The organism is Nocardia sp. NPDC060255 (assembly GCF_042727395.1).
Lineage (GTDB): Bacteria > Actinomycetota > Actinomycetes > Mycobacteriales > Mycobacteriaceae > Nocardia.
In genome coordinates this window covers 275,988-301,693 of the sequence record NZ_JBHXAU010000001.1, presented here as the reverse complement: position 1 = coordinate 301,693, position 25,706 = coordinate 275,988, and the positions used below count along the sequence as shown (strand labels likewise).

The window sequence follows — 25,706 nt, the reverse complement described above, 5'->3', positions numbered from 1 at the left end:
GCTGAGTACCGCGGCTCCCGCACCGTGCGGGAGCCGCGGTTTTCGCTACGCCCCGGGTAGCTCGTTGTGCCCGCCGAACGCCTTGCGCATCGCCGACAGCATCTTGTCCGCGTACAGCGATTCGCCGCGCGACGAAAACCGTTGGAACAGTGCGGAAGCGAGCACCGGCACCGGAACGCCGGTGTCGATCGCGGCATCGATCGTCCACCGGCCCTCGCCGGAATCGGAGACCCGGCCGCTGTAGGAATCGAGGTTCGGGTCCGCGTACAGCGCGCTCGCGGTGAGGTCCAGCAACCAGGAGGCGACCACCGAACCACGGCGCCATACCTCGGTCACCTCGGGCACGTCCAGGTCGTATTTGTAGTACTCGGGATGCTCGAGCGGCGTCTCCTCGGCGGAGAACTCGCCGTCGTGCTCGTTGCCGTAGTTCGCCTTGTGCAGGATGTTCAGTCCCTCGGCGTAGGCGGCCATCGCGCCGTACTCGATGCCGTTGTGCACCATCTTCACGAAGTGCCCCGCGCCGGCGGGCCCGCAGTGCAGGTAGCCCTGCTCGGCCATCGACGGCTCACCGGTGCGTCCCGGCGTCCGCTCGGCCGCGTCGACGCCGGGGGCGATGGACTTCAGCAGCGGATCCAGGTATTTCACCGGATCGGTTTCGCCACCGATCATCAGGCAGAAGCCGCGGTTCAGGCCGAAGACGCCGCCCGAGGTGCCGATGTCCACGTAGTGGATGCCCTTGGGACGCAACTGCTCGGCCCGCTTGATGTCCTCGTGGTAGCGGCTGTTACCGCCGTCGATGATGATGTCGCCCGGCTCCAGCAGCTCGGCGACCTGGTCGATGACGGCCCCGGTCGCGCCCGCCGGGATCATCACCCACACCACCCGCGGCGTTTCCAAGGTGCGCACGAAATCCGCGAGGTCGGTGCTGCCCTGGAAGTGGTCGCCGAGCTCCTCGCGCAGGATATCGATCTGATGTGGGCGACGTTCATAGCCGACGGCGGTGTGCCCGTCCTTGACGATGCGGCGCACGATATTGGCGCCCATCCGCCCGAGGCCGATCATTCCCAGCTGCATGCCATCCATCTCCCTCGTGTGTGCGGTGGCCGGACCCTCGTCTACCGGATTGTCCCGCTTCGGTCCGATCCTGGTCCGTCCGGCGGTGTAACGCACGGTGCGCCGCACCGATAATCAGATCGGCTCCGCGTAGTTGCCAGACCCCCGACCCGGCAACTGCGCGGGGCCCTTTGCGTATACCACCTGCTCCTTTGCACGGAGTTTGCTGCAGATCGGTGCTCACCGGCCGATGTCGGCGTCGCGCACTATCGTTGGCGGGAACTCGCATCCTGTGAGTCCCAACTCAACCGAACGGGGAGGACGGTTCGTGACGAGCCAGTCGAGCACCGGACGCCGTGGCCACCAACCGGCGGGCGAGGTCGGCTTACGCCAGTTGCTCGAATCGGCCCAGGCCAACAAGGCGAACCCGGCCCAGGGCTCGGCCGACGACTCGGCACCCACCGAACCGATCCGGGTCGTCCCGACCCGCCGCGCCACCCATCGGGCCGAGCCCGCCGAGCGCCCGGCCCGGCGGCCGATCTCCGGCCCCCCGCCGAAGCGGCTGAATCGCACGGTGGTGCGGCGGGCGAGTATCGCGGTCGGTGCGGTGCTCGCGGTGGCCGGAATCGGCTACGCGGTCGACTGGGTGCTGTGCTCCGGGCAGGTGCCGCGCGGCACCGTGGTCGCGGGTATCGAGGTCGGCGGCCTGGATACCGCCGCCGCGGACGCGAAGCTGCGCGCTGAGCTCACCCCGCGAGCCGACCGGGAGCTGCCGCTGCGCATCGGTGACGTGCAGACCCGGCTGGTGCCGACCGCCGCGGGGTTGGCGGTCGACTGGGACGGCACCTGGGCGCGGATCGGGACGCAGCCGCTCAATCCGCTCACCCGGCTCGCCTCGTTCTTCGCCGCCCGCGATGTCGCGGTGGCCAGCGCCGTGGACGACGCCGCGCTGGACCGCCAGCTGACCGCGCTGCGCGTGCACGATCGGCCGTCCGTCGAGGGAACGATCGCCTTCGACAAGGCGAGACCCGTCGCCGTCGCCCCGGTGCCCGGCCGGGTTCTCGATGTCGCCGCCGCCCGCGACGAGCTGATCGGCAACTGGATCACCGGCATCACGCTCGACCTGCCGGTGCACCCCGCGCCGCTCACCGTGCGGCCGGAAGCGGTCGATCAGGCCTTGCGCACGGTGGCCGAGCCCGCGGTGCGCGCGCCGATCACGTTCGCGGGCAAGGGGGCGTCGGCCAAGCTCGATCCGGAGCAGATCGCCACCGTGCTTTCCTTCGCGCCCGATGGTCAGGGCGGCCTCGCGCCTGCCGTCGATCAGAACATCGCGGTCGGTTTGCTGGCGCCCCAGCTGGTGGCGACGGAGATCGAGGCGAAGGACGCGACGTTCGCGCTGACCGGCGGCAAACCGACGGTGGTGCCAGCGGTCGTCGGCGACAAGATCAACTGGCCGAAGACCTTCGAGCAGTTCACCGCGCTGCTCGCCGCGCCGCAGGAACGCAACGGCCAGGCGGTCTACGAAAAGGTGGAGCCGAAGCTCACCACCGAGGCGGCGCAGGGGCTCGGCGTCGTGGAGCCGATGGGCTCGTTCACCACCAACGGATTCAGCGGTCCGTCCGGCGTCAACATCAAGGTGGTCGCCAGGAAGGTGAACGGCGCGGTGGTGAAGCCGGGGGATACGTTCTCGCTCAACGACTTCACCGGGCCGCGCGGCACGGCCGAAGGCTACGTCGAGTCCGGCATCATCGATCACGGCAGGCCCGGCACCGCCGTCGGCGGTGGCATCAGCCAGTTCGCCACCACCCTCTACAACGCCGCGTACTTCGCGGGCATGGAGGACGCGGGCCACACCGAGCACAGCTACTACATCTCCCGCTACCCGGCCGCGCGCGAGGCGACCGTTTTCGACGGCGCGATCGATCTGAGCTTCCGCAACAACACCCCCACCGGCGTCTTCATCGAGGCCGTCACCACGGATTCCGAAGTGACCGTACGACTCTGGGGCACCAAGACCGTCGAGGTCGAATCCGTCACCGGCGACCGGACCAAGCCGACCGAGCCGACCACCGTCAAGCTGCCCAAGGGCAAGGACTGCATCGCCTCCGAGGGCGCGCCGGGCTTCACCACGTCCGACACCCGCATCATCACCGACAAGCGTTCCGGTCGCGAGGTCTACCGGCACACCAGGACGGTCAAGTACGACCCCATCCCCGTCGTGAAATGTGAGTGAGCGCAACGACTCCGGGGCAGCGCCCCGTCCTCGTCGACGAGCCGCGCGTCGCCGCCACCTGGCTGCTTCTCGCGGCTCGAGCCAACTTCTGGCTATCCGATAACGCGTTGCTGGTCGGTCCGGGGCGCGACGAAACATTCTGCGGCAGGGCGACTTTGGTGAGCGACCCCCCGGCGAATGGGATATAACTACGCCAGATTCCGGGACGCCAGTCCGGTTCTGTCTCGGAGTGGGGCTCAAGGTAGAGCGAGTGAAGGGGATGCCAGTCGTGGACCAGATCGACTCAGTCAGACCGTATGCGGCAGGGCGGGGAAGCAGCGCCGCAGGCACGCTGGGTATTGCTATCGGAGCGGACGTCGCCCTGCGAGTTGTGCAGGGCAGTGGCACGTTGTGCGACGTGGTGCGCGCGGCATGGGCGATGGGTGTTGATCCGATCGAGGCGGTGCTGCAGTACGCCGAGGCGGCAACCGGCGTGATCGTCGATGACATGGTGGTGGTCGACGGCGCAGATCCACGCTGCGCGTAGGCGTTTCACGTGCCGGCAGTCAGTGTGCCCGCACGACTCTTTACGGCGCTGGCGCCGATTGCAGGGCGTGAAGTGCTGCGCCGCAACATTTCGCCGGTAGCCGGTTCGACTAACTGTCCCGCGCAGTAGCTTTCGCACCGCCGATACCTGGGCGGCGACGGCAGTGGTTGGCGATTATCGGTTGGGTCGCGCTACTCCTCGGGGCGTTCGACGTCGCGCAGTGCTGCGGCGACGAACTCGCGCATCGGAATGTCGAGCGCGGTGCACAGTGCGTGCAGCTGCTGCATGTCCGGCGATCGATCGCCGTTCTCGAAGCGTTGGATCGTGCTGACCCCGAGTCCGGTCAGCGCGGCGAGTTGCGGGCGCGTCAGAGCCCGTCGAGCCCTGGCCGCCCTGAGCTCCGCTCCGACCGCACGATTGATGTCCGAAGGTACCTTTTCCACACCCATACGGACCATTCTGAGGTCCGAATGGCTACCTGGCAAACGACATGCCGTAAAAACGCCAAGGATCCCCGCAGGTACCGGGCATTTCACCCATAAAGGTCACGAAAGAGTTGCAACAGGTCCAAACGGACCTTAATGTGCTCCGTATGGAACACCTAGACCACATGGTTGCCGGGAGGGTGCGGCGCGCCATGTCCGACGTGGGACTTTGTCTCGAGGGCCTGGCCGCATGTTCCGGGCTGCCGGCATCCGACCTGCGCAGCCTGCTTGCCGCGCACGGCTCGTTCACGGTGAACGAACTCGTTCGGATCGCCGCGGCGCTGGATTGCCGAGTTGTCGACCTGCTGCCCGACGAGGGGGAAGGGCGATGACCGTCGCCGACCGCCGGTCGCTCGGCGCGTCTCAACTGGGGAGCCCGGCGTGTCGCACCAAACATTTTGTGACGCGAATCACGCAGCGCCGCAAGGCGGATAAGCCGTGTTGAGCGATCGATCAGCTACCGCCGCGACGGCCCTCGATCAGGTCGCGCGCAGCGTGCCGCGGCTCGCCGGATTCGGTGCGTGGCGGCCCGGCATCTCCGGCATTCCCTACCTCGGCGGCGGCGAACCGCATGCCGTCGCAGTAGTTCTCATTCACGATCCACGCGAATCTCGGGTTCGGAGTACAACACTCGTTGCCACGCCGCATCGCGCCGCGGAAGCGACTGCTGACGACGAACAGAGCCCGCGGTGAGAAAACCGGCGCGAACCCGTCGCGCGAACCCCGCTCTCGAAATATTCCGGCACCATATCGGTGCGCGCGTCACCTTCATCGGGCTCGCGGCCGAACGCGGTGCCACCGAACACGGCGTCATCGTCGATGTGGATCACCGAATGGTGTACGTCGACTACGGCTATCCCAATCCGGTGTGTGCCGAACTCGGCAATGCCATCGCCACCCATCCGTCGAATCTTCGACTGGAAACCGCTGTCGCAGCGGCAGATACCTGCGAGCACTGTGGCACCGCGGCAGCCCGCCCCGGCCCGCTGTTCCTCGCTTCCCGCTGATCCGACACTCCTCGAATCTCATTTCCGACCTGATCGGATGGTTCCGTCATGGGCTCATCCGGTCGCGTCGTCGACGAAAGGTAAAGGTCCGTGGCCATTTTCGGCCGCCGTTTATTCGGCAAGTTGCCGACTCCCGGCGAGATCATCGATGTGCTGATGGTCGGAGGTACCTGGAATCCGAACGGCGATGCGATCACCGCCGCGTTCGCCGATGCCCTCGACCCGAAGCGTTTTGTCGTGCGAATGGTGCCCTACCCGGCGGATTACGGACGACACGTCGCGTTCGCCGACAGCGTCGCCATCGGCAGGCGGGCCTTGCTCGAAGCCATCGAAGCGACGCCCAATCGGATACTGCTGGCGGGCTATTCACAAGGCGCAGGCATCGCGGGCGACCTCGCCGCCGACATCGGGAACGGCCTGTTCCCGCACCTGGAGGTGGTGGCCTGTGCGCTGATCGCGGACCCGCTGCGACCGGCCGGCCGGTGCCTCGGCAAGGATCCCGGCGGCTACGGCGTGATCGGACAGCGGAACATCACCGGGATCCCGACGTATTGGGTTGCCGCGGCGGGTGATCCGATCACCGCGCTCCCCGCCGGGAATCCGCTGCGCCTGATCGCCGACCTCAGTGCGTATTTCAGCCTGTCCGGACCGGAAGCCATGGTGCGCTGGGGACAGAGCATCATCGAGATCGCGACCCGCCGCCAGCTGCAACGCTGGTGGTCGCCGGCCAACTGGCGCACCTGGGGCGGCGCCATCGCCTACGCCCGCGGCTATCTGTTCGATGGGCGGCACACCGAGGACTATGTCCGACACGGCCACGCCCGGCTGCTCGCCGAGGCGATCAACCGTGAGGTGGTTGTGGGAGCCCGCTGATGCCCTGGTTCCAGGTCGACGACCAGCTCGGCTTCCATCCCAAGGCCGTCGCGGCGGGCAATGCCGCGATGGGCCTGTGGGTGCGCGCGGGTTCCTGGTCGATGCAGCAGCTCACCGAGGGCTTCGTGCCCGCCGCGATCGTGCGCGGCCTCGGCTCGGCGACCCAGGCGAAAAAGCTTGTGGAGGTTGGGCTGTGGACAACTGCCGACGGCGGCTACCGGTTCCACGGCTGGGCCGAACGGCAGATGTCCAAGGCCGAGATCGAAGACCGACGCCGGAAACGGGCCGACGCGGGTCGCAAAGGCGGACAGGTTTCCGGGCAGGCCCGGCAGCTCCGAGCGCAAGCAAGTGCTGCGCCTAATGCTCGAACACTCACTGCAACAACAGCTTCGGCTCCCGCTCAGCCGGTGGTCAACCAACTGCCCGAGCAATTCCCAACCCCTGTCCCTGCCCATGACCTTGGAAATTCTTCCAGGGGAGCACGATCCGCACCGCCGGCTCGACAATGCTCCATCCACCGCAATCACCCGGCGCCACCACCGTGCGGTGCCTGCGCCGATGCCCGGCGCGCCAGACAGCGGTGGGACCTCGCACACGGCGACGACCTGCGTGCCGATGCGGTCCAGCGCCGCGAGGCCGCCCGCAACTGCGCCATGTGCGACGACGCCGGTTGGCGTAACCCACCCGCCGAACTGCTCGCCGTCAATCCCGATCCGCCCGTGCTCCGCTGCGATCACCGCACGGTGACCTCGCTCGACCACTGGCATTCCACCGAAGAGGAAGCGACACCATGACGACCACCACCGCGCAATGGTCTGCCAAGGCGGGTTCCCGGTGACCGAGCACCCGAACCACCTCTACCTCGACCGTGCCGAACTCCGGGCACTCGCCGAGCTGCTCCGCGAAATCCCCGATCTCGCCGAGGATCTCGACGTTTCTAGGACCAGGCAGTCCCGGCTCAGCACCCGTGGCGACTACCGGATGAACCGTCGGCCGAGCGAACAGCCGCTGCCCTACAACCCTGCCGCCTCGCGTGCCGCCGATGAGTTGCACGCGGTGCTCGTGTCCTGGGTGCGGCTGGTGTGCGAGCAGCGCGGCCTCGACTACGCCGGGTCACCGGCCACGCCGGGCCTCGCGCGCTGGCTCGACCGAAACCTCATCGCGCTGGCTATGACCGAGGGTGCGGAGGGGGCGTCTGAGGAGATCCGGACGGTGGTGCAGGCCGCGCTGTGCATCGTTTGCCCGCCGGCGGCGCCGGTGGTCCTGGACGAAGGGATGGTGGAGCAGGCCCGTCGGCATCGGCTCAACGCGTCCGGGATCGCCTCGCTGGCAAAGGAGCTCGGTGCGCAGTATCAAGGGTTGACTGTACGTCGGATTCAAACACTCAGGAGCGCAGGAAGAATCGCGCCGCTTCCTGGACCGTGGGCGCCGGGGTGGCCGGAGTTGTACACCGTCGGTGCGGTATTGGACGAACATCTGCTGTATCCGACGCGGCGTCGATCCTCGGTCCACGCGAAAGACTCGAATTGATGTGTCTTGAAACAAGATCCGCAGTTCAATCGGTCGTGGTAGACGAAAGTTACAGTGCTTCCATATGAAATGAATCACAACATAACCTCTGAATTGCTGGGTACTCGAAATCGAGTCGGCTGCCCGTGGATTCGTGCTCTGGAGTTGCTGGATACCGGTTCGCGGGTTTGAGACGCTTCGCCTTCCGTGTGCTACTGGCCGGGCGTCAACATGCCGATATGTAGATTTTGACCCTGCATCGGCCGGATGGCCGTAGAAGTCGCAGTAAGACACCAGATTCGCAGGTATTGTTCCGAAGTCCTCACTGTGCATGCCCCGTTATCGATGGGCAATGGCACCGTAGTCAACGGTGTGGCCGAAAGGTCGCTGACCGACGAATCCTTGTGATAGAAAAATCTTGCTCGACGACCAGCAGGTCGCCGATGGAGGGTTCAATTCTTCAAGGGGAAGATTTCCAGATGAGCAAGATTCGCGTGTTCGGCGTTGTGTTCGCGGCTAGCGCCGGCATCATCCTGGCCGGTTCCGGCCTGGCCTCGGCCGCCGACACGGGCTCCGCCAGCCTCAGCGCCGATGCCAAGGGCAACGTGGCGGACAAGGGCACCGGTTCATCCGATGTGCTTGTCGATCTCATCAAGGCGCTGAACACGGGCTCGGGGGCAGCGAAGTAGTAATTGAAGACACCGATATGCCTTGATCCACACCGGACGGCATATCGGCTCGGAGGGCAGACATGATTGCCCCACCTCGCAGGAGGTGGGGCAATTGTCGTTTCCGGGCACCCGGCAGTCCGGCTCGGACTGCTCAAAAGTGGCCGCCTACCTGCGAATTCGAGCCCGATTCGTATCCGGGGGTTGACATCCGCCGCGCTTTAGGTGAAGCTTTGTGCAGCGCCAGAGCTGCGCCCTCACCCGGAACTTTCCGGGAAACTTCCTCACTACCAATCACTTTCATACTTCTATCCTTCGCGGCCCCGTCCACTCTGGTGGGCGGGGCCGCGAACGATGAAGCAGCAGAGCGTATTTCGCTCCGCCCTCGACATGTGGCATGCCCCCGAAACCTCTTCGAGATCGACGACAAGCGGGCAAGAGCTTGCCACATACCCGCCCCGGTTTCCGCTCCAGTCTCCCGCCGACTCTCGCGCTCGCGGTAGCAGACCGAAGAAGCGACCGGGGCGTTTCGTCCCACCCCCGATACACCCCCTGATCGGGGGTGGGGCTCAAGCCTGCCACGCCGCGCCGCGAAATCTTTGGTGCCGTGGATCTTTCGACTATCCGAGGTCTGACATGGACAACACCGTCGCGGAACTGCTCGACATGGCCGACCACGCCACCCCCGCAGCACCACTCACCATCGCCAAGGCGCACGAGTCGATGCGGGTCCACCGCGCCTGCTCGACCGAGCATTGCCGCCGAAAAGCGCTGGCCTTCAGTGCATTGATCACCGCGGGCCGCATCGTGCCGGACTCATCCCGCCGTCACTGAGAGAGGAGGTGAACCCATGCTCACCATCATCCTCGACTTGCTGAAACTGGCCTACGATCTCGCACCCCTGATCCTGCCGCTCCTCGGCCTGTGATCTGGTCGACATAGGCAGTGTCGAAAAGCATTGTCATTTACAATAAGTGGCGACTGTCGTGCAATAGGCACAAGATTTCGGGCCAGTCTCTGGGCAAGTAAACAGAGGTCGGAACAATCGAAATTTTGCCGATATCGTTACGAGATATGGCTGTGACTCTTGTCTCTGAGTTTACCGACGGATAGCTGCTGTCGACCCACGGGATTCCGACGTCATGCCTTCCGGTAAGTGGCTCAACCCGATTCGATCGGTGTCTGCCGCACCGGATACCGCCGTCGCGAAGTCATTCGAACGTAGCTACCCCGCATAGGCTGGTTGTAAACCGGCGAGACATGTTGCGATGTTCGAGAGAACTTGTCCGCTCGAGGCGGATGCTGCGGCCGCGCCCTGCCGGCAACGTGATCACCTCCGAGTCTGCTACACACTGGCTAACTCCACTTGTCGTTGCCGGGAAACGGATTTCGCTCTCTCGTCCCATCATGTGATACCACTGTGTATCGGCAGTCGCAGCTGCCGTACCTCCGCTGTACCGCTCCGAACGGCAGCGGCGCAGGCGGAGGTCGCGAGGGGATGATCGCCATCCATCGAACGGTGGTGAGGCGATCAACGCGAAGGGGATACACCGACCGCAACTTCGTGGCTCATGCCGAGCCGCGAAGTTCTGGTCGCGCCCGAGGCTCCGAAGGGGGGAGCCTCGGGCACTCCTTGAAGAACACCCGCGAGTTGATTCGCACTCGCCACACACGCTAGCCGAGCCCGATCCTGCTACAGGTCGGGCTTTTTTCATGCCCACATTCGGAGGCAATTCATGAGGGAACAGCATGTCTGACAAGAAAATTGTCGAATCCATCCAGTTCGCCAATCATCAACCGCCGCCGGAGTACGTGCAGACCGATGCCGGACAGCTGGTTACTCCGGAGTTCCTGGCGTTCATCCAGCAGGCGCTGAGTGGGAAGCTCGCTGAGTCAGTGGACACCGCGGAGCTGGATCCGCAGGTGAAGGCGCTGGCCGAGGAACTGTCGGTGATCCATCTTCCGCAATGGCAGAGCAAGCAGTCGCCCAAGACAGCGGAACCGACGGTGACCGGCATGAAGCAGGCGACGCGGGTCGCCGAATATCTCGTAAAGCGCGGTGTGCGAGTGCATCCCGAATTGGAGGAGATCCGCTGGGCGGCTACGCCGGGTGGTGCGCCCGGTGCGTTCGATACCGGCCTGCACGTCACCAAAGACGAGAACGGTGAGTGGCCCGTACCGGATCCCGAGTCGTTCTACGACCTCGACGACATCCAGGTCAACCAGACCGACGACGGCCGCTGGTACGCCGTCCATCCCCGCGGCCTGTCCTTCGACGCCGCGACCAAGACCGAAGCCTATGCGGGAGTCGTCGATCAACTGCGTCAGCGGATCGAGCAAGCCCGGCAAGAGCCATAGCCACGAAAGGTGGTAGCGCGATGACTGAACGAATCGTGTTCCCCGACATCGAGAAAACACTGGTCGATTACCTGACCGCGCAACTCGCCGCCGCTTCGGACACCGCGAAGGTGGTCACCCGGATTCCGGAGCCACGGCCGCCACGCATGGTGCGGGTCAAGCGTAATGACCGAGCGCGCCGGCAGGACATCGAAGACCGCGAGGGTCGCCGTGGCCCGAGCCTGATCTTGGATCGTCCTCGTGTCGTTCTCGAATGCACCGACGATTCCGGCGCCGCAGCTGATTTGGCCGGCCTGGTCCGCGCCATCCTTTCGGCTGCCGCGCCGGGTTACCTCGGCACCGTGTGGTGCGAGTACTTCGAAGATGTCGGCATCGAGAACGACGCCGACCCGGCGACCGCGGCCCCTCGGCAGGTAATCGTCGCGGACCTGATCGTGCGCGGCAAAGTCGCCTGAATCATCCAGCAACGCAGGATAACTGAACGTCTGTGCAAGGAGGAAATGCAGTGACACAGCGTGAAATCAGCCTCAAGAAGGATGAAACGCTTCTGGTGAAGTGGATTGCCGAGCCATTTCGGTATGCGCGGCTCGTCCGCGTTCCCGGCAATTCCGGCCCCAGCGCCTATCTCTTCGACATCCACCCGATCAATCAGGTGGGCAGCGAACAGTTCTCGCAGGTCCAGGCCAGATTCTATTGGCCGGACTGCGTAGTCAGTTACGCGTCCGGCGACGACTTGCGAGGCAGTCAGGTCTTCTACAGGAATACCTGGGGCCAGCAGACCGTGAAGCAGCTGCTCGTCTCGATGCTTGCCGGCTACGACCAAGGCTACGAGATCGTCGATTGGGGCGGATTCGCCGTTTCCGACGATCGACCCGCTACCCAGGTCTACTGACCCGAACCGCATCAGCTCGCCGCTTCCCAGCTCTGGGAATGGGCGGCTACCTCAAACGTGCGAGGCTTGCTCCTCGCCTGACTCCCCCTCATGGGAGCCACAACTGAATAACCAATTCCCATGGGCCTGCGCAACAATCCCAAGGGAGAAAACAACATGGCTGCACCTTCCAGCAAGTACATCGGTACCGGTACTCCGGTCTCCGTCTCCGGCGGTGTGCTCGTTGCCCCGATCAACACTCTGCTGCCGGTCGGGGCGAGCGCCAAGCCGGTCGACGCGTTCAAGCCGCTCGGCTACGTCTCCGAGGACGGTATCGAGTCCAAGGGCGAGCGCAAGATCGAACAGATCAAGGACTGGAACGCCGACATCATCGCCAATCTGCAGACCGAGCATTCGGTCCGCTTCGGCCTCACCCTGTACGCGGTGTGGGACGAGGATGTCCTGACTCAGGTGTTCGGCGACGGCAGCGTTGTCCCCACCCCCGCGACGCCGACCTCCGGCAAGCTGTACACGATCCAGGAGACCGGCAAGGTGCTGCCGCGCCGCGCCTGGGTGTTCGACATGCTGAGCCAGGACAAGAAGATGCGCATCGTGCTGCCGAATGCCTCGATCTCGCAGGTCCAGGAGCGCAAGTTCGTGTCCAAGGAACTGGCCGGTTTCAACATCACCATCGAGGCGTTCAAGAACGACGAAGGCATCAAGGCCTTCCGCTACCTCGACGACGGCATCAAGACCGCCGCCTGATAAAGCCCCCAACGGCGGCGGGTCAAACACCTACGCGCAGGCCCGCCCGCCGCCGTTGGGCCCTTATTTCCGAACAAATTCCACTACCTGCGCACCTATTAACGTCATGAAAGGGTCTGCGAACCAATGACTTCCCCGAAAGCTCCGATCACCCTCAACCGTCCGGTCCAGGTGAAGGACGACTTCGTCTACCAGGTGGACGGTGCCGAGCTGCACCTGCCATCGCTGTCTTATCTCAAGCCGGGCCTGATCCGTCGCATCCGCCGCCTCGGCGACGTCGACGCGATGTACACACTGCTGGAGCTGACGCTGTCCGCTGAGTCGCTCGCCGTGCTGGACGAGATGGATCCGGAGGCCTACCACGAGCTGCTCGACGCATGGCGCACCCACTCCGGAGTCAACCTGGGGGAATCCTAAGCCTCGATGCCCTTCTCGAAGAGCATGGCGAGGCAATCGAATACGACCTGATCACGCTCGGCTTGCGCCGGCATCAGCTCGGCACCGAGGTGCTCGGCTGGCGTGAGCTCAAGGCGATCATCAGATGGCTGCCCACCGAATCCGCGCTGTTTCGCGCGATGAACCCCGAAGGCCACCGCTGGCAACTCGACCAGTTCTTGCTGGCCGACATCACCGACTCACTGCGCTGGCTTGTCTGGGCGAAGACCGACGACGCGAGGAACGGGCGCAACCGTCCGGAACTCGTGCCGCGCCCCGGCGTGAAGTCCGGTCGCGAGCGAATCGGCACGGCCACCGGGATCGGCGAGATGAACAAGTTCCTCGACTGGGACGAGTAACAGCGCGCGGGGGTTGATCTGCGCAAGCGGCCGAGAAAGTAGATGCGAATGTGGAGAAACAAATGAGCTCCGATGTGCGGACTCCGCCGGACTCGAAGAGCCCTTCGACCACACGCCCGCCGGTCATGGCGATGCCGGACATCCTCGCCATGGCCAACAGCGGCCAGCCCGCCCCCGGGCACAAGGTCACGCTGCCGAGCGGTGCGGTCTGGGAGGGCGGGAAGGTCACCGGGACCTCGATCATCACCCTCCCCGGTGACGATCCGATTCTGGTAGCCGGCGATTCGTCGGTATCCGCGAACGGAATCACCGGTGATTCCGTTCAGATCGGTTCGCTGGCCAAGGCTTTCCACGAAATCCTCGGCGCGGTACCGAGGTTCTTCACCAACTGGATCGCCGCCGGCGCGCTCAACCGCTATGACCCGGAAGCGAAAGGCGGCAGGACCCGGACCAGGATCGTCCGGGTCAGCTCGACGGCCACCCTGTCCAATCCGGTGCAGGATCGCAAGGGCGACAACAACTCCGGCGACGAGATAGTCGATGAATCGGGCGTGCCCGACTCGGGTATCGGGGGCCGGACGCCGCAGCGGTTCGCGAGCGGCGGCATAGTGTCAGGCCCGGGTGGGTCGCGGGACGATCGGGTGCTCGCTCGGTTGTCACCCGGCGAGTTCGTGGTCAATGCCGCGGCGACGTCCGATACGTTGCCGCTGCTGGCCGCGATCAATGGCGGGTGGGTGCCGTCCGCGTCCTACCTGGGCGGCATGCTGCCGGGCTTCGCGGACGGTGGTCTGGTCGGCGCCGAGGGTTCGGCGGCACAGCGGTGGCGGGAACTGCTTCGCAGCCCGATCGGCACGGCCGGATCCGACGCGGCCTTCCGTCCGCAAGACTTCGGTCTGTTCGGCTTGGTCGCAGATGCATTGGGCGGCATCGGAAATGCCGCCATCAACGCGGGCGGCGCCGCCGGTGCCGCGCTCGGTTCGGTAATCGCGCCCGCATTCGGGCCGGGCGGCATGTTGAGCTCGGTGTTCGGGTCCGGAGGCACCGCGGCGTCCCCGACCCGGGAGTCGGCGACCAGCTCGGATCCGGTCGGTCTCGGTGAACCCAATCCGCTGGGCGCCGCCATGCAGGTGCGGACCCAGGGCACGCCGGAGGCGCTCGGCTTCGGTCGCGCGTATCAGGCTCCGATCGGGACCGCGTCGACCGATAACACGCCCCGTCAGTCCGAGGGCCTCAGTCAGCTCGGATCGTTGTCCAATGCGCTGGCGCAGGGGATCGTCGGCGCGGCAACAGAGGCGGGCGGCCGGGTCGGTGCGGCATTGGGCTCGGTGCTCGCACCGGCGCTAGGCCCGGCAGGCGAGTTGGCGCCGGTGATCGGCGAGCAGCTAGGCAGTCTGATCGGCTCGAAGTTCGGCGGCAGCCTGTCCGCATCGATGACGTTGTCCGGCGAAACCGGCGGCCTCGGTGCCAGCGGGCCGACCAGCCTCGGTACCGGGGAAACCGCAGGCGGCGAGGACGGGAATTCGTTCGTGCCGCGACAGACGGAATCGGGTGCTGACGCGTCCGGCTCGCGGGCCTCGTATTCCGGTGGCGGCGCGTCGAGTTACAGCTACGGTGCCAGTCCGTCGACTGCTCGGCAGTCTCCGACAGGTTCGTACCTGGTCCGCAACCGGCCGGCGAAGAACGGTCTGCAGGGCGCGCCGAGTGATGGGTCGGTCATCCCGGGGGACAATTCCCTCGAGGCGCCGAATAATCTTGTACCGCAGAGTGATTCACCGACTGCGGGAACACCGTCGGTCGGCGCGGCCGGATTCGGCGCGCAATCTCTCGCGCTGAGCGACGAGATCTACGACCCGACGAAGAGCAGCTTCAAAGATTTCCTCAACGTCGCAGGCGGCAAGCTCGGCGGAGACGCGGCCGCCACGTTCGCGCCGCTGCTCGGCGAGAACGGCAACCAGATCATCGAAGCAGGCGCCCAATTCGGCGCCGCGCAGGGCGACGCGCTCGGCGATATCTACAAGAGCGCCGATCCCGAAGGTAAGTGGTCGTCGAGCATCGCCTCGGTAGTCAAGAAGTACACCGGCGTCGACTGGAACCCAACGGGCACACAGGCTCCGACGCCGGAGATGACCGACGATCAGCGGACTGGCCTCGCCGCCTTGCAAGGCGGCATCAGCGGCCTGCAGCAGCACGGCGTGGTCGGCGGTATCACCGGCGCGATCAAGGGCGCGGCGTCCACGGTCGGCAGCACGCTCGGTACGGCGGCCGGGACATTGGTCGCCCCGTTCCTCGGTCCACTGGGTGCGCTGGCTCCCGCGATCGGCTCGATGATCGGTTCGGTAGTCGCCGGCACCGCCGCGGAGTTCGTCACCAAGCCGATCGAAATCGCGGCCGGCGCGGCGAAAGAGGAGCTCGGCAGTGGTTTCGGCCTGACCAACCTGGCCAAGGGTCCGGGCGGTCGCACCGCCCGGGGAGACATCTACAACTTCAACGGCATGGACCCCAAGAGCGCCGCCATCGCGGTGGAGCGGGTTCGCCGGCGTCGCTCGGTGGCGCAACAACGCGGAGGAGGGCTCGGCCGATGACCCACCAGTTACTGGACAGCCAGTACACGAAGGTCGTCCTGTGGGACATCAACGGCAGGGTGTGGCACCTGTCCGGTTCGAATGCCGGTCGGGAAGGCGTGCGGCTCTCGAACCAGACCGGATTCATGTTCGCCCCGGTGCAACTGCTCGTCAACGAGGGCGCCCGCCAGGACGGCGCGACCTTCCAGCGGTCGGTCCGGGCGAAGAAGGAATGGGATTTCATCGCCGTGATCTCCCAATCCGCGAAAAGCCCTGGTGCCAATCCGGTTCGGGACTTCTACGCGGTGCACGACGCCTGGTTCCGCGGCTGGTCCACCGACAAGCCGTCCACCATCGGGTTTTACACCCGTCATCAAGGCTGGCGATTCCAGCAGGTGCAGCTCGACAGCGCACCCGAAGCCGTCGGTGAGATCGATCCGGCACGTAATGCCCTTGCGCTGTACAAGATGTCGGCGACGGCGATGGACCCACTGGAACGGCATTTCGACGAGACCGCGGTGTGGACCAACACTTCGGCACTCAACGAGGGCAAAGTGCGGGCGCGCAACGCGGCCGATCAGCCTGCCTGGCCACGGTACACGATGAATGGCCCAGGTCGTTGGGCGATTCTGGATCCGACGGGCGACGCCCAACCCCGGCTGGTGCATACGCCGCGGCTGACGGCCGGCCAGACGCTGCGGATCGATACGCATCCGCGGCACCGCACCGCCCGCCTGTACTCCGGGAATTCGACGATATTCGAGAACGTCTGGGGCCGGCTGGCCGGTCGCCGATGGCTCGCCGCGCTGCCGCAATGGAGTGCCACCGACATCATCGTGCAGGTCGATGGCGGCACTGTGCAGTCCAGTCTGATCGTCTCGGTCACGCCGCGATCGTCGAGGCCGTTCTGATGAGCATGCCGGCATGGGACCCGCAGGCCGAGGCCCTGCACATGGACAAGGCGTACAAGGACGAGCAGGAATCGCTGCGCGATCCCGATGTCCTGGTGCGCTATTGGGACAAATGGATGCAGGAGGTCGGCGAGGAGCACAGCTACCTCTCGCTGGAATTCACCTATCCCCGCAATGCGCCGGGCGGACTCAAGATGATCTGCCCGCGCGACATGGTCCACTTCGACCACCTGTTCAACAACACCGACCATGAAGACGCCACCATCCCGATCACCGTGAACACCAGGGGTTTTCGCTGGGACGGCTACATCACCAAGGCGTCGATCGTCCGAGACGACTACGGTGTCGAAACCGTCGACATCGAAGCCATCCACTGCTGGAACCACATCGCGACGATCTGTTGCTGGGCAAGTCCTTTCGCGCCGATCCTCGCGCAGTTCCCGCGGCATATGATCCAGTTCGGGCCGGTCCGCACCATCATCACCAACTACCTGACGACCAACCTGATGCGCCTGCAGGCGCCGGGCTGGGTGCCACCCCGGGATGCCGGCTTGCCGGAGTGGGGCGACACCGGCAACCTGCTTTTCCCGATCGCTGTCGTCCCGGTGGATCCGCTGCACGACACCAGCAAATGGAGTGCGGCATCGGCGCGCTTCGACATGGCGGACAAGTTGTTCGCACCCATGCTCGAAGACTCCGGGGTCATGCTGACCGCCAGGTTCTTCCTGCCCGGGGAGGACGAACAGCCCGCGCCGGAGTGGTTCTACCTGGATCGGCCGACCGTCGTGCTCGAGACGGAGGACAAGTCCGGTGTCACCGGTGCGACCGGCACGCTGCTCGACGGAATCCGTTCCTGGTTCGAGGAATTCGCGGGCGACGGCACCACGCCCAAGCGCTACCCGAATTTGAACTCCGCCACCGAATACGAAGCGGTGTACGGCGAGCAGCTCAGTCAGGGCACCATCCGAAACTTCCCGTGGGTGTGGTACTTCGAAGGGGAGTACTCCGGTATCGGGAAGTCCGAGATCGCACTGCACAAGCCCACCGCCACCGACATCATCGTCGGCGGCCGATCGCCCGGCTGGGTGAACGCGGGCATCGAGGTCGTGATCAAGGGGTTGCTGTCACTGATCGGGCTCGGCTGGCTCTACCGCGGTCAGCTCAACGACGTGTTCCTCGCATGGAATGTCTACCGCGATATGGAGCGGGTGCACGCCGCCGGGCCGTATGCCTTCCGCGAGTTGTATATCTCGGGTAGCGACAAGGCCTTCAACCTGGACGGCTTGGTTGCCGCCCGCCAGGGCATCCACCTGACCCGCGGCTACACCAGCAAGCGGGTGAGCGTGGAGGACAACGCTCCCTACATCCTCGGTAAGGACTACGGGCTCGGCGACCAGATCGGCTTCGCCCTGGACGGCCAGATCTTCACCGATTACGTGACCGAGCTGACCTTCACCGACGACCGCGAGACCCCCGCGAAATGGCACATCGTGGTCGGCGACGGATCCGATGAAGAGGATTCGATCGTCAAGGCCTGGCAGCGGCTCGGCCGCGTCGCCGCCGCGATCAAGGATCTGGCTACCGACGTCGGCGCCGATCTCGACCTGCTCATCTTCTGAGCCTTTTCGAAGAGGAGAAACCATGGCGGACTTAACCTTTCCCGCCCACATCACGATCAGGCGGGCGCCCGACGTCGACGGGTTGCCCGTGCTGACCGCACAGACGACCGTCTCCGACGGCTTCGTGAACCTAGACCTCCCGCCCGGCCCACCCGGTGAACCCGGCCGGCGCGGCCGACCACGCACCACGTTCCGGAAAATGGGCGAGATCGCCAACGCGGCGGCCCGGCCGGTCGGGCTCGGTCCGGAGGATCGCGGCAGCTGGTGGCATCGGCTCGATGACAACGGTATGGATGTTTGGACCGGTACCGAGTGGCGGCACTCGCCGGATGCGGTCGGACCGCGGGGGCCGGTCGCCGCGGCGACCACGATCACCGTCACCGAGACCGCGGGCAGAGAAGACCTGACCGTGCCTGCCGTCGAATTCAGCGGTACTGGCGCGGACCAGAAGTTGAAGGTGACCGTCCCGGCCGGCCTGCGCGGTCCGAAGGGGCCGCCGGGCGCGTCCGGATCGATCGCCGAGTCGCCGGACTATGACAAGGTGCGGACGCCGGGGGTCGGCAGTGTGTTCGCCTACGACCGGTCCAGCCGGAAGTTTCGTGCAACGGCCGCGCCCCTCGGGCTCGGCCCCTGGTCTTGGTACCAGGAGGACTTCGCGGCTCTCCAACTGGAAAACACCGGCCGAGTCGAGGCCGCCACGTTGACCATCCCGCCACTGCCCTTCCGCTGGCGACCTGTCGTGTACGGACACATGTTCAGCCGTGCGGACCCCAACAACGTCGGGATCGGCGCGGAAGCGACTGTGCGGGTCCATCATTCGCAGGGCGAGATCGTCGCCACCTCCATCGCCGCCGCCGGCGACTGGCTGTACCTGCCGGTCACTCCCTGCTATCGCGACGGCACCACGACGAAAGCGCTGTCGCCGTCCTCGGATTTCGCCGCCGTTCCCGCAGGGCAACCCGCGAACCTGGTGGTCGCGGTCGAGAAGGTCGGCTCGGGCAGCCTCAAGATCGGGTTCAAGCCCGACCGCGCGTCGCTTGTCGTCTTCGCAGAACCTATCGAGTGAGGTGAGATGTCCACTGTAAGAGAGTATTTCGCATCGACGCAGATACGAGGCATCGATGAGGGTGTCGGTGCACCTGGCGTCGTGCAGGCTATGCACGGCACGCCCCGCGACGGTTCCCTGGAGTTGATGACCGGTACGTCCGGCAAGCGGGGTGATCAGGGTGTACCCGCTCGGCCGTTCCGTTGGGAAGGCGACATCGCGGATCAGCCCGCGCTCTCCGCGCTCGCCCCCAAACTGACGATCGCGCATGCGGGCAAAGCGTGGCGGGTCTTGTCCACCGGCGCGTTGGTGTACTGGAATGGCACCGGATTCGATGAGTTCGCTGCGGCTTTCGGTGCCGCGGGACCGGACGGTCAGCCATGCACGATCACCATCGGTGCGGTGGATACCGGGCCCGTAGGGTCCGAACTCCAGGTAACGGTGACCGGCACGCCGCCCGATCTGACGCTGAATCTCACGGTGCCGCGAGGCGGCAAAGGTAAAAAGGGTGAAGTCGGCGGCCCCGGGCCGATCCGCAATGCACCGGACTATGCGGACGGTCCGCATATCGATCGAGCCGTACCGACGTGGGACTCGACCACCGGGAAGTGGAAGCCTCGGCCGTACCCCGGTCTACGTGGACCGTGGACCATCCTCGAGGGTCGGTCCTGGGATGGTAGCCCGGGCTTTGCCGGCTCGGAGGCCGGTATCACCGCGGCTACGAAAAGCATTGCCCAGCTGACTATCCCGGCACAAGACACCGATTGGCGCCCGATGATCACCGGTGGTGTCGTCGTGCGGTCCGCCGAGAATTACAACGAGTTCACCACCCGTATCGATGCCGAAGTACGGATCGGCTCGGAGGCCGGTCAAATTGTGGCGCTCGGCTCCGGCTTCGTGACCGGCGCCAGTACCCGCGCCCGATTCCAGCCCTTTTACGGGGTGCGCGGAATGACTCCGGACAGCACCGTCGGTGTTGTGCCCGCCGGACAGCCGGTGACGCTGTTTGTGCTGGTGCGCCGGGCCACCGGCACGGCCAGCTACGACTACTTCATGGCCGACGCGCAGATCGTGTGTCTGGCCCGACCCGTGGGGGCACTGTGACCGCCGACGACGCTGTGCACAGCGAGACCGTCGTCTACGAGGACGACATCATGATCACCATGCGCGGCGTCGCCGACTCGATCGGGCTGCCCTACACGGTGAACCCGTTCGAGTTGGTCGACCGGGAAGCGCTGATCGAGCTGCGGGAAGGTAGTCAGGGTGCGGTCGGGCCGGAAGGCGAGGCGGCGTGGCCGTGGGCGTGGCAGGGCGACATCGCCGATGTGGCCGCGCTGAACCAACTTCGGCTCACCACGGCGGACGCGCGGAAAGCTTGGCGCGTCGTCGCGGACAACAGCATCTACTACTGGACCGGAATGGGATTCGTCGCCTTCGGCAACGCCTTCCGCACGGTCGGCAGCCGGGGTGCCTCGAACCAGCTGACCGGAGCCGCCGTCGCGGGCGCCACCGGCTCGGCCGCGGCCGCCCGGATCACGGGTACCGCACCGGCCCAGCAGCTGGAGATCACCTTTCCGCGCGGTGTGACCGGCGACGCGGGCGATCCGGGGGCGACCGGTCGGATCCAGGATGCCTCCGATGTTCTGATCAACCAGGAACGTCCACTCGAGCAGGACCACGTCCTCGCCTGGGATGCCGCAACGCAAAAATTCCGTCCCATGCCGAGCCCGAGGCCGAGCGGGCCATGGGTGATCGGGGAAAAACAGTTCACTGCCGCACAGAACGTCACGGCCGAAGTGAAAACTATTGCCGCTATTACGATTCCGGCGCAGCCGACGGCATGGCGGCCACTCGTCGAGGGTGGCGTGCAGGTGCAGACGGACCAGCCGACGCGCTGCAATGTCGAGGTTCGTATCGGCAGTCCCACCGGTGATCTCGTCGGATTCGGCTGGAGTCACCGGGTCCCGCGCGTCGCGTATGTGTTGGTCTCACCGGGGTTTCAATATCCGACAAAGCCGGGAGCCACCTTCGGCGTGGTACCCGCGAACCAGACGGTCACGCTATACGTCGTCGCGCATCGAGTGGAGGGTACCGGAGGGTACAACATCTACTCCAACTATTCGCATATCAACGTTCGTGCGCTGCCTGTGTAGTCGAACTGCGTCTTCTCATCGGCTGAACAAACGGCCGCTCTCATTTTCCGCAAACCGGCATGCCGTTTCCGGCTGCCTGCTGTCCGAAAGGCATTGATCCATGGCCGATCTGCCCCCGCTGAAGTACGGCAAAGTCGTCGGGCGCTTCCTCGCGAACATCATCGACGACGGCGACGTCGGTGACACCCCCGAGTTCGTGCCACTGACCGGCACGCTGACCTTCACCGCCGATGCGCCGAAAGTGCTTGTCCCAGGCGCGGAGTTGGGCCCGGCGACCTATGTCCAGCTGCCGAGTCATTACGAATGTCAGCTGGACCAGTGGGGTTTCATCACCTGGCGCGGTCGGCCCGGCGTGCGGCTCGTCGCACCCAGCGCCGCCACCAATCCCTCGCAGTGGACCTGGCGGGTGTCGTTCGACCTGTCCTACGACGGTGAACGGGTTCCGATGGACTCCTTCAGTTTCACTGTGCCCGAGTATGTTCCGGGAGCTGATCCGCAGAAGCCGGATGTCGGATCGACCGGTCTGGTCGATCTGACACTGGTGTCGCCGGTGCCTGCCTCGGCGGGCAACGCCGTCGTGATGGGCCCGCGTGGTGAAGGCATCAAGATCGATGGACAGGTCGGCGCCTATGCGCAGTTGCCCGCGACCCCCGCGGAGGGCGCCCAGTATGTGGTGAAGGCGGACGGGCTGCTGTACGTCTATCACGCGGCGGCGGGTGGCTGGACGCCGAACGGACAGGGCGTCGTCATCCGTGGTCAGGCGGGCACCACCGACTGGGCCGGCATCACCGGAAAGCCCGCGACGTTTCCGCCGGTCATCGGTGCCACCGCGACCACTGCGGTCGCCGGTGACGACCCGCGTCTGACGAATCCGCGCACACCTACCGCGCACACCCACCCGGCGAACCAGATCGCCGATTCGACCGCACTCGGCCGGACATTGCTCACCGCGGCCGACGCGGCGGCCGCCCGCACGGCGATCGACACGATCGCCAGCACGGATGCGCGACTATCCGACCCCCGCACGCCCACGGCGGCCGGTCAGATCTACGACATCGCGTTCAAGTCGCACAGTGGAACTCGAGTCGCCGGTGTCGGCAACGTGATGCCGGAAGGTCTGCGGATCGAGCGCAAGATCGCGGTCAGTTCGGTGACCTATCGAGGCGAAACCGCGGGCACCGGGAACCTTGTCGTCGAATTGCGGGTGAACGGCACTACGACGGTGACGGGGTCGTCGGCGACCATCCCCGCGGCGAATCAGACTGGCGATACCACGATTCCGCTCAGCTACACCCTCAATCCTGGTGAGCGGGTCACGGTCTTGATCACCACGCTGGACGCCGGCGCAGGCAAGGGTCTGCAAGCCAGCATCAAGGGTGTGACCGTCTGATGGCGTCCATGTATGTCGGCTGGCCGATGTCCTACCCACTGCCAGATGTCAATGAGCTCCCTGTTTCCAACGGTTCCGGCACAACGCCGAAGCCAGCGGAGCCCGGCGTACCTCCTGCCACTCAGCCCGAGAATCCCACGAACGCGACGCCTGCAGCGGAGGCTTAGCGATGGCATTCATCATTGCGGCCGGCGTGACCGAATCCGCGATGCCGATGGGCATGAACAAGAACGGTAACCAGAACGCCGACAAGAACAAGACCACGCAGCTGGTGAACTGGGTGGTCCGCCCCGACTACTCGAGCACGGTGCTGGATGCCAACACGCTGCTGGTCAACGCGCCGGGAAATGTGGTTGTCCGCACCCAGGTCACCCTGGCCGGCGGCTGGGGTGCGGCGGGCGGCCTGTGGGCTCAGCTCGTGCGCAACGGCACCGAGGTCGCCAGCGTGGAATTCGCTCAGGCACAGACCGTCGCGACGATTCCCGCGCAAGCGATCGCCGTCGCGGCCGGCGATCGGATCGCGCTGAACATGGTCAACGGAAACTTCCTCAACGGTGCCACGGTGCAAGGCGGTGTCGGCACCTACGTCTACTTCGACGCCGCCTGACTCTCAGCTCTTCAGAGAAAGGCAGGACAAGCATGTCTTGGACCGGCGATCCGGTATGGCTCGCGGAGGTATTGCGCGCGGAGGGCCTGCGAGTTGTGGAATTCCCCGGCTGGCGTGAACGCGGCCACGGCGATTTCGGCGAAATATGGGGCATCGTCGCCCATCACACCGGTGGCTCGAATACCCCGCCGACCGAAATAGCCTATGGGATTCCAACGCTGGAAGGCCCACTGTCGCAGCTGCATCTGGCGCAGGACGGGACCGTCACGGTGGTCGCAGTCGGTGTCGCCTGGCATGCCGGTGCCGGCTCGTGGCCCGGCCTGCCGGAGGACAACGCGAACTATCACACGATCGGCATCGAGGCCGCCAACAACGGCACCGAGGGCTGGTCCGACGAGCAATACGACGCCTACGTCGGGATCTGCGCGGCGATTCTGCGCAAGCTCGGTCACGGCGCCGATCGGGTGATCGGGCACAAGGAATGGGCCGGCCCCAAACAGGGCAAGTGGGACCCGGGTGCCATGGATATGAACCAATTCCGCGCCGATGTCGCGGAACGAATGAAAGGCAGTGCACTGATGGCACTTTCAGATATGGAGCAGCGCGAACTGCTCGACAAGCTGCGCAGAGTGCACTTCGAGCTGACCTATGGCTTCCAGTCCCGCGTCGCGGACTCGGAATACCGGGACACCGTCGCGGGCTATGTGCTCAACTCCGACGCCGCCGACTTCCGCAACGAACAGCGCCTGAAGGCGCTCGAACTCAAGATCGACCGGCTGCTCGCCTCGTCGCAAGGGCGGATCTGATGTCTATCAACAGGATTCCCGAACCCGCGCTGATCCGATCGGTGCTCGTCGCCGTCACCGGAGTCATCGCCTTCGTCCTTGGGCACCAGATAGACACCGCGTGGGTCGAAGCGGTACTCGCCGTCTACGGCCTGCTCACTCCGGTGCTGGCCGGCCTGCTCATTCGACCGGCGGTGACCCCGGTCGACCGGCGGGAAGGCAGGCTATGAATGACCCAGCACTGGATGAATCCCGAACTGGTGCAGGCCTTCGGCATCGCCGTCGCCACCGTCATCGGGGCGATCACCGCCTGGCAGGCACGTGAGGTCGGCAAGCTCCGCACCCGCGTCGACACGCTGGAAACCCAAGCGGCAGATGACAAGAAGCGATTCCGCGAAGCGATCCGCCTGATCCGCGCGCTCCAGCAACATATCGACGAACTGCGCGGCTTCCTCCGCCTGCACGTCCCCGGCCAAGAGCCCCCGAAGGCCCGCTACAAAATCCCCTCCTCACTGCAAGAGGAAATCTGAAGCAGGACAGCCCCGCCCATCGCGGGACTCATCACAGAAAGCACAGTACTCATGGCCGAAACCTTCATGGTCGTAGAGGTGCAACCCACCCTCTCCGGTGACACCATCCACATCCCCGGCTTCAAGCGAGTCCAGGAAGTCGAAACCGACGAGCGCTCCAACACCGTCCGCCTGGTCATTCGATACGACAACAACAGCGTCGAAGTGCATAAGATCCGCGTCGGCCTCGGCGGCGAAGAGTTCAACGGCGCTTGGGAACTCGGTGTGCGACGCATGCGCGACGGCCACCAGATCCTGTACTACGCGCACCAGGTCTGGCGCAACGGCACGTGGGTGTACGTCGACGCGCCCCCGATGTAAGCAGACCAGCGGCGGCATCGTATGGCACTCGCCTACGTTGCCGTCGATATTTTTGAAGGATCGCAATGACGAGAATCAGTACATTTTTCATAGTACCCAAGCAGGAATGGACAACTATCAAGGTACCTTTCGGTAGCAAATTGGTGTGGGCAGAACCGATCGCGCCGCCCGGGCCGCGGCCTGCGCCGGCCACGCAGATCAAGTTGTTCTGCAGTGGCTCGGATGAGCCCATAGGTACGTCGACCTGCCTGATCAGGGTCGGGTCGGAACCGACTCAGCCGTCACCGGGTAGCCCGGACCCCAACCCCAAGGGGGGATACTCGGGCATCTCCGAAGCCAACGCCTTTATCAACAATGAGCTGTTTCTGTGGTGGAAGATCGATCTGTACGGTAACGGCGACTATCCGCCGAACCAGCCGAATACGGGATTCGATCTCCCGTAGAGCTTCCGGAGATCATCGGGGCGGGCGATACCGAGCCCTGATCTTCGACTGACTCACCCGAAATGACAAGCGGCCCGGAACTTCCGGGCCGCTTCGTTGTCGTGCCGTCGAGTTCGAGGGGTTGAAATCGCGGCATCTTATCGATTTCTCCAATTCTGAT

General features: G+C 65.2%; 31 protein-coding genes. 28 read left to right on the top strand and 3 right to left on the bottom strand.

Annotated elements, in window-relative coordinates:
* Window positions 1-45: 45 nt before the first annotated feature.
* Window positions 46-1,074 carry a phosphogluconate dehydrogenase (NAD(+)-dependent, decarboxylating) gene (gnd, locus tag ACFWF1_RS01470; protein ID WP_379284031.1) on the bottom strand — a complete coding sequence of 343 codons (1,029 nt, stop codon included), beginning with the start codon at window positions 1,072-1,074 and terminating at the stop codon, window positions 46-48.
* A gap of 307 nt (window positions 1,075-1,381) precedes the next feature.
* Between gnd and ACFWF1_RS01465 the strand changes: the two genes are divergently transcribed.
* Both ACFWF1_RS01465 and ACFWF1_RS01460 read left to right on the top strand, forming a co-directional pair.
* The gene (locus ACFWF1_RS01465) at window positions 1,382-3,286 is read left to right on the top strand and encodes a VanW family protein (RefSeq protein WP_379284032.1); all 1,905 of its coding nucleotides are present in this window, start codon (window positions 1,382-1,384) and stop codon (window positions 3,284-3,286) included.
* Window positions 3,287-3,554: 268 nt separating this feature from the next.
* A complete protein-coding gene (locus ACFWF1_RS01460; RefSeq protein WP_379284033.1) occupies window positions 3,555-3,812 on the top strand; it encodes a hypothetical protein in 258 nt (85 codons plus the stop codon).
* Between the two features lie 191 nt (window positions 3,813-4,003).
* Here ACFWF1_RS01460 and ACFWF1_RS01455 read toward each other — a convergent pair whose 3' ends face one another.
* On the bottom strand, window positions 4,004-4,261 hold the full coding sequence (locus ACFWF1_RS01455) for a helix-turn-helix domain-containing protein (RefSeq protein WP_191093744.1): 258 nt from the start codon (window positions 4,259-4,261) through the stop codon (window positions 4,004-4,006).
* A 143-nt stretch (window positions 4,262-4,404) separates the two neighbouring features.
* Here ACFWF1_RS01455 and ACFWF1_RS01450 point away from each other — a divergent pair, with 143 nt between their 5' ends.
* Window positions 4,405-4,629, top strand: a complete 225-nt coding sequence (locus tag ACFWF1_RS01450) for a hypothetical protein (protein WP_379284034.1) — start codon at window positions 4,405-4,407, stop codon at window positions 4,627-4,629.
* Between the two features lie 121 nt (window positions 4,630-4,750).
* Here the strand turns inward: ACFWF1_RS01450 and ACFWF1_RS01445 are convergent, their stop codons facing one another.
* Window positions 4,751-4,894, bottom strand: coding sequence for a hypothetical protein (locus ACFWF1_RS01445; protein ID WP_379284035.1), 144 nt, complete (start codon window positions 4,892-4,894; stop codon window positions 4,751-4,753).
* A gap of 92 nt (window positions 4,895-4,986) precedes the next feature.
* Between ACFWF1_RS01445 and ACFWF1_RS01440 the strand changes: the two genes are divergently transcribed.
* From ACFWF1_RS01440 to ACFWF1_RS01320, 25 genes are all read left to right on the top strand, one after another.
* Complete coding sequence (locus ACFWF1_RS01440; protein WP_379284036.1) at window positions 4,987-5,304, top strand: hypothetical protein; 318 nt, start codon at window positions 4,987-4,989, stop codon at window positions 5,302-5,304.
* A gap of 90 nt (window positions 5,305-5,394) precedes the next feature.
* The gene (locus ACFWF1_RS01435; protein WP_379284037.1) at window positions 5,395-6,177 is read left to right on the top strand and encodes a hypothetical protein; all 783 of its coding nucleotides are present in this window, start codon (window positions 5,395-5,397) and stop codon (window positions 6,175-6,177) included.
* Window positions 6,177-6,971, top strand: coding sequence for a hypothetical protein (locus ACFWF1_RS01430; protein WP_379284038.1), 795 nt, complete (start codon window positions 6,177-6,179; stop codon window positions 6,969-6,971). The genes ACFWF1_RS01435 and ACFWF1_RS01430 overlap by 1 nt, the downstream gene beginning before the upstream one ends.
* A gap of 40 nt (window positions 6,972-7,011) precedes the next feature.
* On the top strand, window positions 7,012-7,707 hold the full coding sequence (locus tag ACFWF1_RS01425; RefSeq protein ID WP_379284039.1) for a hypothetical protein: 696 nt from the start codon (window positions 7,012-7,014) through the stop codon (window positions 7,705-7,707).
* A gap of 458 nt (window positions 7,708-8,165) precedes the next feature.
* The gene (locus ACFWF1_RS01420; RefSeq protein ID WP_379284040.1) at window positions 8,166-8,375 is read left to right on the top strand and encodes a hypothetical protein; all 210 of its coding nucleotides are present in this window, start codon (window positions 8,166-8,168) and stop codon (window positions 8,373-8,375) included.
* Between the two features lie 615 nt (window positions 8,376-8,990).
* Window positions 8,991-9,188 (top strand): hypothetical protein, encoded by a 198-nt coding sequence (locus ACFWF1_RS01415; RefSeq protein ID WP_379284041.1) that lies wholly within the window; start codon window positions 8,991-8,993, stop codon window positions 9,186-9,188.
* Window positions 9,189-10,103: 915 nt separating this feature from the next.
* Window positions 10,104-10,712 carry a hypothetical protein gene (locus ACFWF1_RS01410; RefSeq protein WP_379284042.1) on the top strand — a complete coding sequence of 203 codons (609 nt, stop codon included), beginning with the start codon at window positions 10,104-10,106 and terminating at the stop codon, window positions 10,710-10,712.
* A gap of 20 nt (window positions 10,713-10,732) precedes the next feature.
* On the top strand, window positions 10,733-11,167 hold the full coding sequence (locus ACFWF1_RS01405) for a hypothetical protein (RefSeq protein WP_379284043.1): 435 nt from the start codon (window positions 10,733-10,735) through the stop codon (window positions 11,165-11,167).
* Window positions 11,168-11,217: 50 nt separating this feature from the next.
* Window positions 11,218-11,604 (top strand): hypothetical protein, encoded by a 387-nt coding sequence (locus ACFWF1_RS01400; RefSeq protein WP_379284044.1) that lies wholly within the window; start codon window positions 11,218-11,220, stop codon window positions 11,602-11,604.
* A gap of 156 nt (window positions 11,605-11,760) precedes the next feature.
* Window positions 11,761-12,348, top strand: coding sequence for a hypothetical protein (locus ACFWF1_RS01395; RefSeq protein ID WP_379284045.1), 588 nt, complete (start codon window positions 11,761-11,763; stop codon window positions 12,346-12,348).
* 126 nt (window positions 12,349-12,474) lie between these two features.
* Complete coding sequence (locus ACFWF1_RS01390) at window positions 12,475-12,765, top strand: hypothetical protein (RefSeq protein ID WP_379284046.1); 291 nt, start codon at window positions 12,475-12,477, stop codon at window positions 12,763-12,765.
* 62 nt (window positions 12,766-12,827) lie between these two features.
* On the top strand, window positions 12,828-13,142 hold the full coding sequence (locus ACFWF1_RS01385) for a DUF5361 domain-containing protein (RefSeq protein ID WP_379284047.1): 315 nt from the start codon (window positions 12,828-12,830) through the stop codon (window positions 13,140-13,142).
* Between the two features lie 62 nt (window positions 13,143-13,204).
* On the top strand, window positions 13,205-15,724 hold the full coding sequence (locus ACFWF1_RS01380) for a hypothetical protein (protein WP_379284048.1): 2,520 nt from the start codon (window positions 13,205-13,207) through the stop codon (window positions 15,722-15,724).
* Window positions 15,721-16,614: a phage tail protein gene (locus tag ACFWF1_RS01375; RefSeq protein WP_379284049.1), complete on the top strand. Its 894-nt coding sequence runs from the start codon at window positions 15,721-15,723 to the stop codon at window positions 16,612-16,614. Before ACFWF1_RS01380 ends, ACFWF1_RS01375 begins: the two co-directional genes overlap by 4 nt.
* Window positions 16,614-18,233 (top strand): phage tail protein, encoded by a 1,620-nt coding sequence (locus tag ACFWF1_RS01370; RefSeq protein ID WP_379284050.1) that lies wholly within the window; start codon window positions 16,614-16,616, stop codon window positions 18,231-18,233. The genes ACFWF1_RS01375 and ACFWF1_RS01370 overlap by 1 nt, the downstream gene beginning before the upstream one ends.
* Window positions 18,234-18,255: 22 nt before the next feature.
* Window positions 18,256-19,299 (top strand): hypothetical protein, encoded by a 1,044-nt coding sequence (locus tag ACFWF1_RS01365; RefSeq protein WP_379284051.1) that lies wholly within the window; start codon window positions 18,256-18,258, stop codon window positions 19,297-19,299.
* Between the two features lie 126 nt (window positions 19,300-19,425).
* Window positions 19,426-20,382, top strand: coding sequence for a hypothetical protein (locus ACFWF1_RS01360; RefSeq protein ID WP_379322145.1), 957 nt, complete (start codon window positions 19,426-19,428; stop codon window positions 20,380-20,382).
* The gene (locus tag ACFWF1_RS01355; protein WP_379284053.1) at window positions 20,379-21,431 is read left to right on the top strand and encodes a hypothetical protein; all 1,053 of its coding nucleotides are present in this window, start codon (window positions 20,379-20,381) and stop codon (window positions 21,429-21,431) included. The genes ACFWF1_RS01360 and ACFWF1_RS01355 overlap by 4 nt, the downstream gene beginning before the upstream one ends.
* A 100-nt stretch (window positions 21,432-21,531) precedes the next feature.
* Window positions 21,532-22,821, top strand: coding sequence for a hypothetical protein (locus ACFWF1_RS01350; protein ID WP_379284054.1), 1,290 nt, complete (start codon window positions 21,532-21,534; stop codon window positions 22,819-22,821).
* A gap of 169 nt (window positions 22,822-22,990) precedes the next feature.
* Window positions 22,991-23,428, top strand: a complete 438-nt coding sequence (locus ACFWF1_RS01345; protein ID WP_379284055.1) for a hypothetical protein — start codon at window positions 22,991-22,993, stop codon at window positions 23,426-23,428.
* A gap of 32 nt (window positions 23,429-23,460) precedes the next feature.
* Window positions 23,461-24,234: an N-acetylmuramoyl-L-alanine amidase gene (locus ACFWF1_RS01340; protein ID WP_379284056.1), complete on the top strand. Its 774-nt coding sequence runs from the start codon at window positions 23,461-23,463 to the stop codon at window positions 24,232-24,234.
* Complete coding sequence (locus ACFWF1_RS01335; protein ID WP_379284057.1) at window positions 24,234-24,443, top strand: hypothetical protein; 210 nt, start codon at window positions 24,234-24,236, stop codon at window positions 24,441-24,443. The genes ACFWF1_RS01340 and ACFWF1_RS01335 overlap by 1 nt, the downstream gene beginning before the upstream one ends.
* On the top strand, window positions 24,444-24,743 hold the full coding sequence (locus tag ACFWF1_RS01330; protein ID WP_379284058.1) for a hypothetical protein: 300 nt from the start codon (window positions 24,444-24,446) through the stop codon (window positions 24,741-24,743).
* A 51-nt stretch (window positions 24,744-24,794) separates the two neighbouring features.
* Window positions 24,795-25,103, top strand: a complete 309-nt coding sequence (locus ACFWF1_RS01325) for a hypothetical protein (protein WP_379284059.1) — start codon at window positions 24,795-24,797, stop codon at window positions 25,101-25,103.
* A gap of 65 nt (window positions 25,104-25,168) precedes the next feature.
* Window positions 25,169-25,546, top strand: coding sequence for a hypothetical protein (locus tag ACFWF1_RS01320; RefSeq protein ID WP_379284060.1), 378 nt, complete (start codon window positions 25,169-25,171; stop codon window positions 25,544-25,546).
* Window positions 25,547-25,706 lie beyond the last annotated feature (160 nt).

What these genes read in the sequence shown, in the direction of transcription:
- gnd (WP_379284031.1), bottom strand. Translation starts at nt 1,074, where the DNA reads ATGCAGCTGGGAATGATCGGCCTCGGGCGGATGGGCGCCAATATCGTG.
- ACFWF1_RS01455 (WP_191093744.1), bottom strand. Translation starts at nt 4,261, where the DNA reads ATGGGTGTGGAAAAGGTACCTTCGGACATCAATCGTGCGGTCGGAGCG.
- ACFWF1_RS01450 (WP_379284034.1), top strand. Translation starts at nt 4,405, where the DNA reads ATGGAACACCTAGACCACATGGTTGCCGGGAGGGTGCGGCGCGCCATG.
- ACFWF1_RS01430 (WP_379284038.1), top strand. Translation starts at nt 6,177, where the DNA reads ATGCCCTGGTTCCAGGTCGACGACCAGCTCGGCTTCCATCCCAAGGCC.
- ACFWF1_RS01420 (WP_379284040.1), top strand. Translation starts at nt 8,166, where the DNA reads ATGAGCAAGATTCGCGTGTTCGGCGTTGTGTTCGCGGCTAGCGCCGGC.
- ACFWF1_RS01415 (WP_379284041.1), top strand. Translation starts at nt 8,991, where the DNA reads ATGGACAACACCGTCGCGGAACTGCTCGACATGGCCGACCACGCCACC.
- ACFWF1_RS01410 (WP_379284042.1), top strand. Translation starts at nt 10,104, where the DNA reads ATGTCTGACAAGAAAATTGTCGAATCCATCCAGTTCGCCAATCATCAA.
- ACFWF1_RS01405 (WP_379284043.1), top strand. Translation starts at nt 10,733, where the DNA reads ATGACTGAACGAATCGTGTTCCCCGACATCGAGAAAACACTGGTCGAT.
- ACFWF1_RS01395 (WP_379284045.1), top strand. Translation starts at nt 11,761, where the DNA reads ATGGCTGCACCTTCCAGCAAGTACATCGGTACCGGTACTCCGGTCTCC.
- ACFWF1_RS01390 (WP_379284046.1), top strand. Translation starts at nt 12,475, where the DNA reads ATGACTTCCCCGAAAGCTCCGATCACCCTCAACCGTCCGGTCCAGGTG.
- ACFWF1_RS01380 (WP_379284048.1), top strand. Translation starts at nt 13,205, where the DNA reads ATGAGCTCCGATGTGCGGACTCCGCCGGACTCGAAGAGCCCTTCGACC.
- ACFWF1_RS01375 (WP_379284049.1), top strand. Translation starts at nt 15,721, where the DNA reads ATGACCCACCAGTTACTGGACAGCCAGTACACGAAGGTCGTCCTGTGG.
- ACFWF1_RS01370 (WP_379284050.1), top strand. Translation starts at nt 16,614, where the DNA reads ATGAGCATGCCGGCATGGGACCCGCAGGCCGAGGCCCTGCACATGGAC.
- ACFWF1_RS01365 (WP_379284051.1), top strand. Translation starts at nt 18,256, where the DNA reads ATGGCGGACTTAACCTTTCCCGCCCACATCACGATCAGGCGGGCGCCC.
- ACFWF1_RS01360 (WP_379322145.1), top strand. Translation starts at nt 19,426, where the DNA reads ATGACCGGTACGTCCGGCAAGCGGGGTGATCAGGGTGTACCCGCTCGG.
- ACFWF1_RS01350 (WP_379284054.1), top strand. Translation starts at nt 21,532, where the DNA reads ATGGCCGATCTGCCCCCGCTGAAGTACGGCAAAGTCGTCGGGCGCTTC.
- ACFWF1_RS01345 (WP_379284055.1), top strand. Translation starts at nt 22,991, where the DNA reads ATGGCATTCATCATTGCGGCCGGCGTGACCGAATCCGCGATGCCGATG.
- ACFWF1_RS01340 (WP_379284056.1), top strand. Translation starts at nt 23,461, where the DNA reads ATGTCTTGGACCGGCGATCCGGTATGGCTCGCGGAGGTATTGCGCGCG.
- ACFWF1_RS01335 (WP_379284057.1), top strand. Translation starts at nt 24,234, where the DNA reads ATGTCTATCAACAGGATTCCCGAACCCGCGCTGATCCGATCGGTGCTC.
- ACFWF1_RS01330 (WP_379284058.1), top strand. Translation starts at nt 24,444, where the DNA reads ATGACCCAGCACTGGATGAATCCCGAACTGGTGCAGGCCTTCGGCATC.
- ACFWF1_RS01325 (WP_379284059.1), top strand. Translation starts at nt 24,795, where the DNA reads ATGGCCGAAACCTTCATGGTCGTAGAGGTGCAACCCACCCTCTCCGGT.
- ACFWF1_RS01320 (WP_379284060.1), top strand. Translation starts at nt 25,169, where the DNA reads ATGACGAGAATCAGTACATTTTTCATAGTACCCAAGCAGGAATGGACA.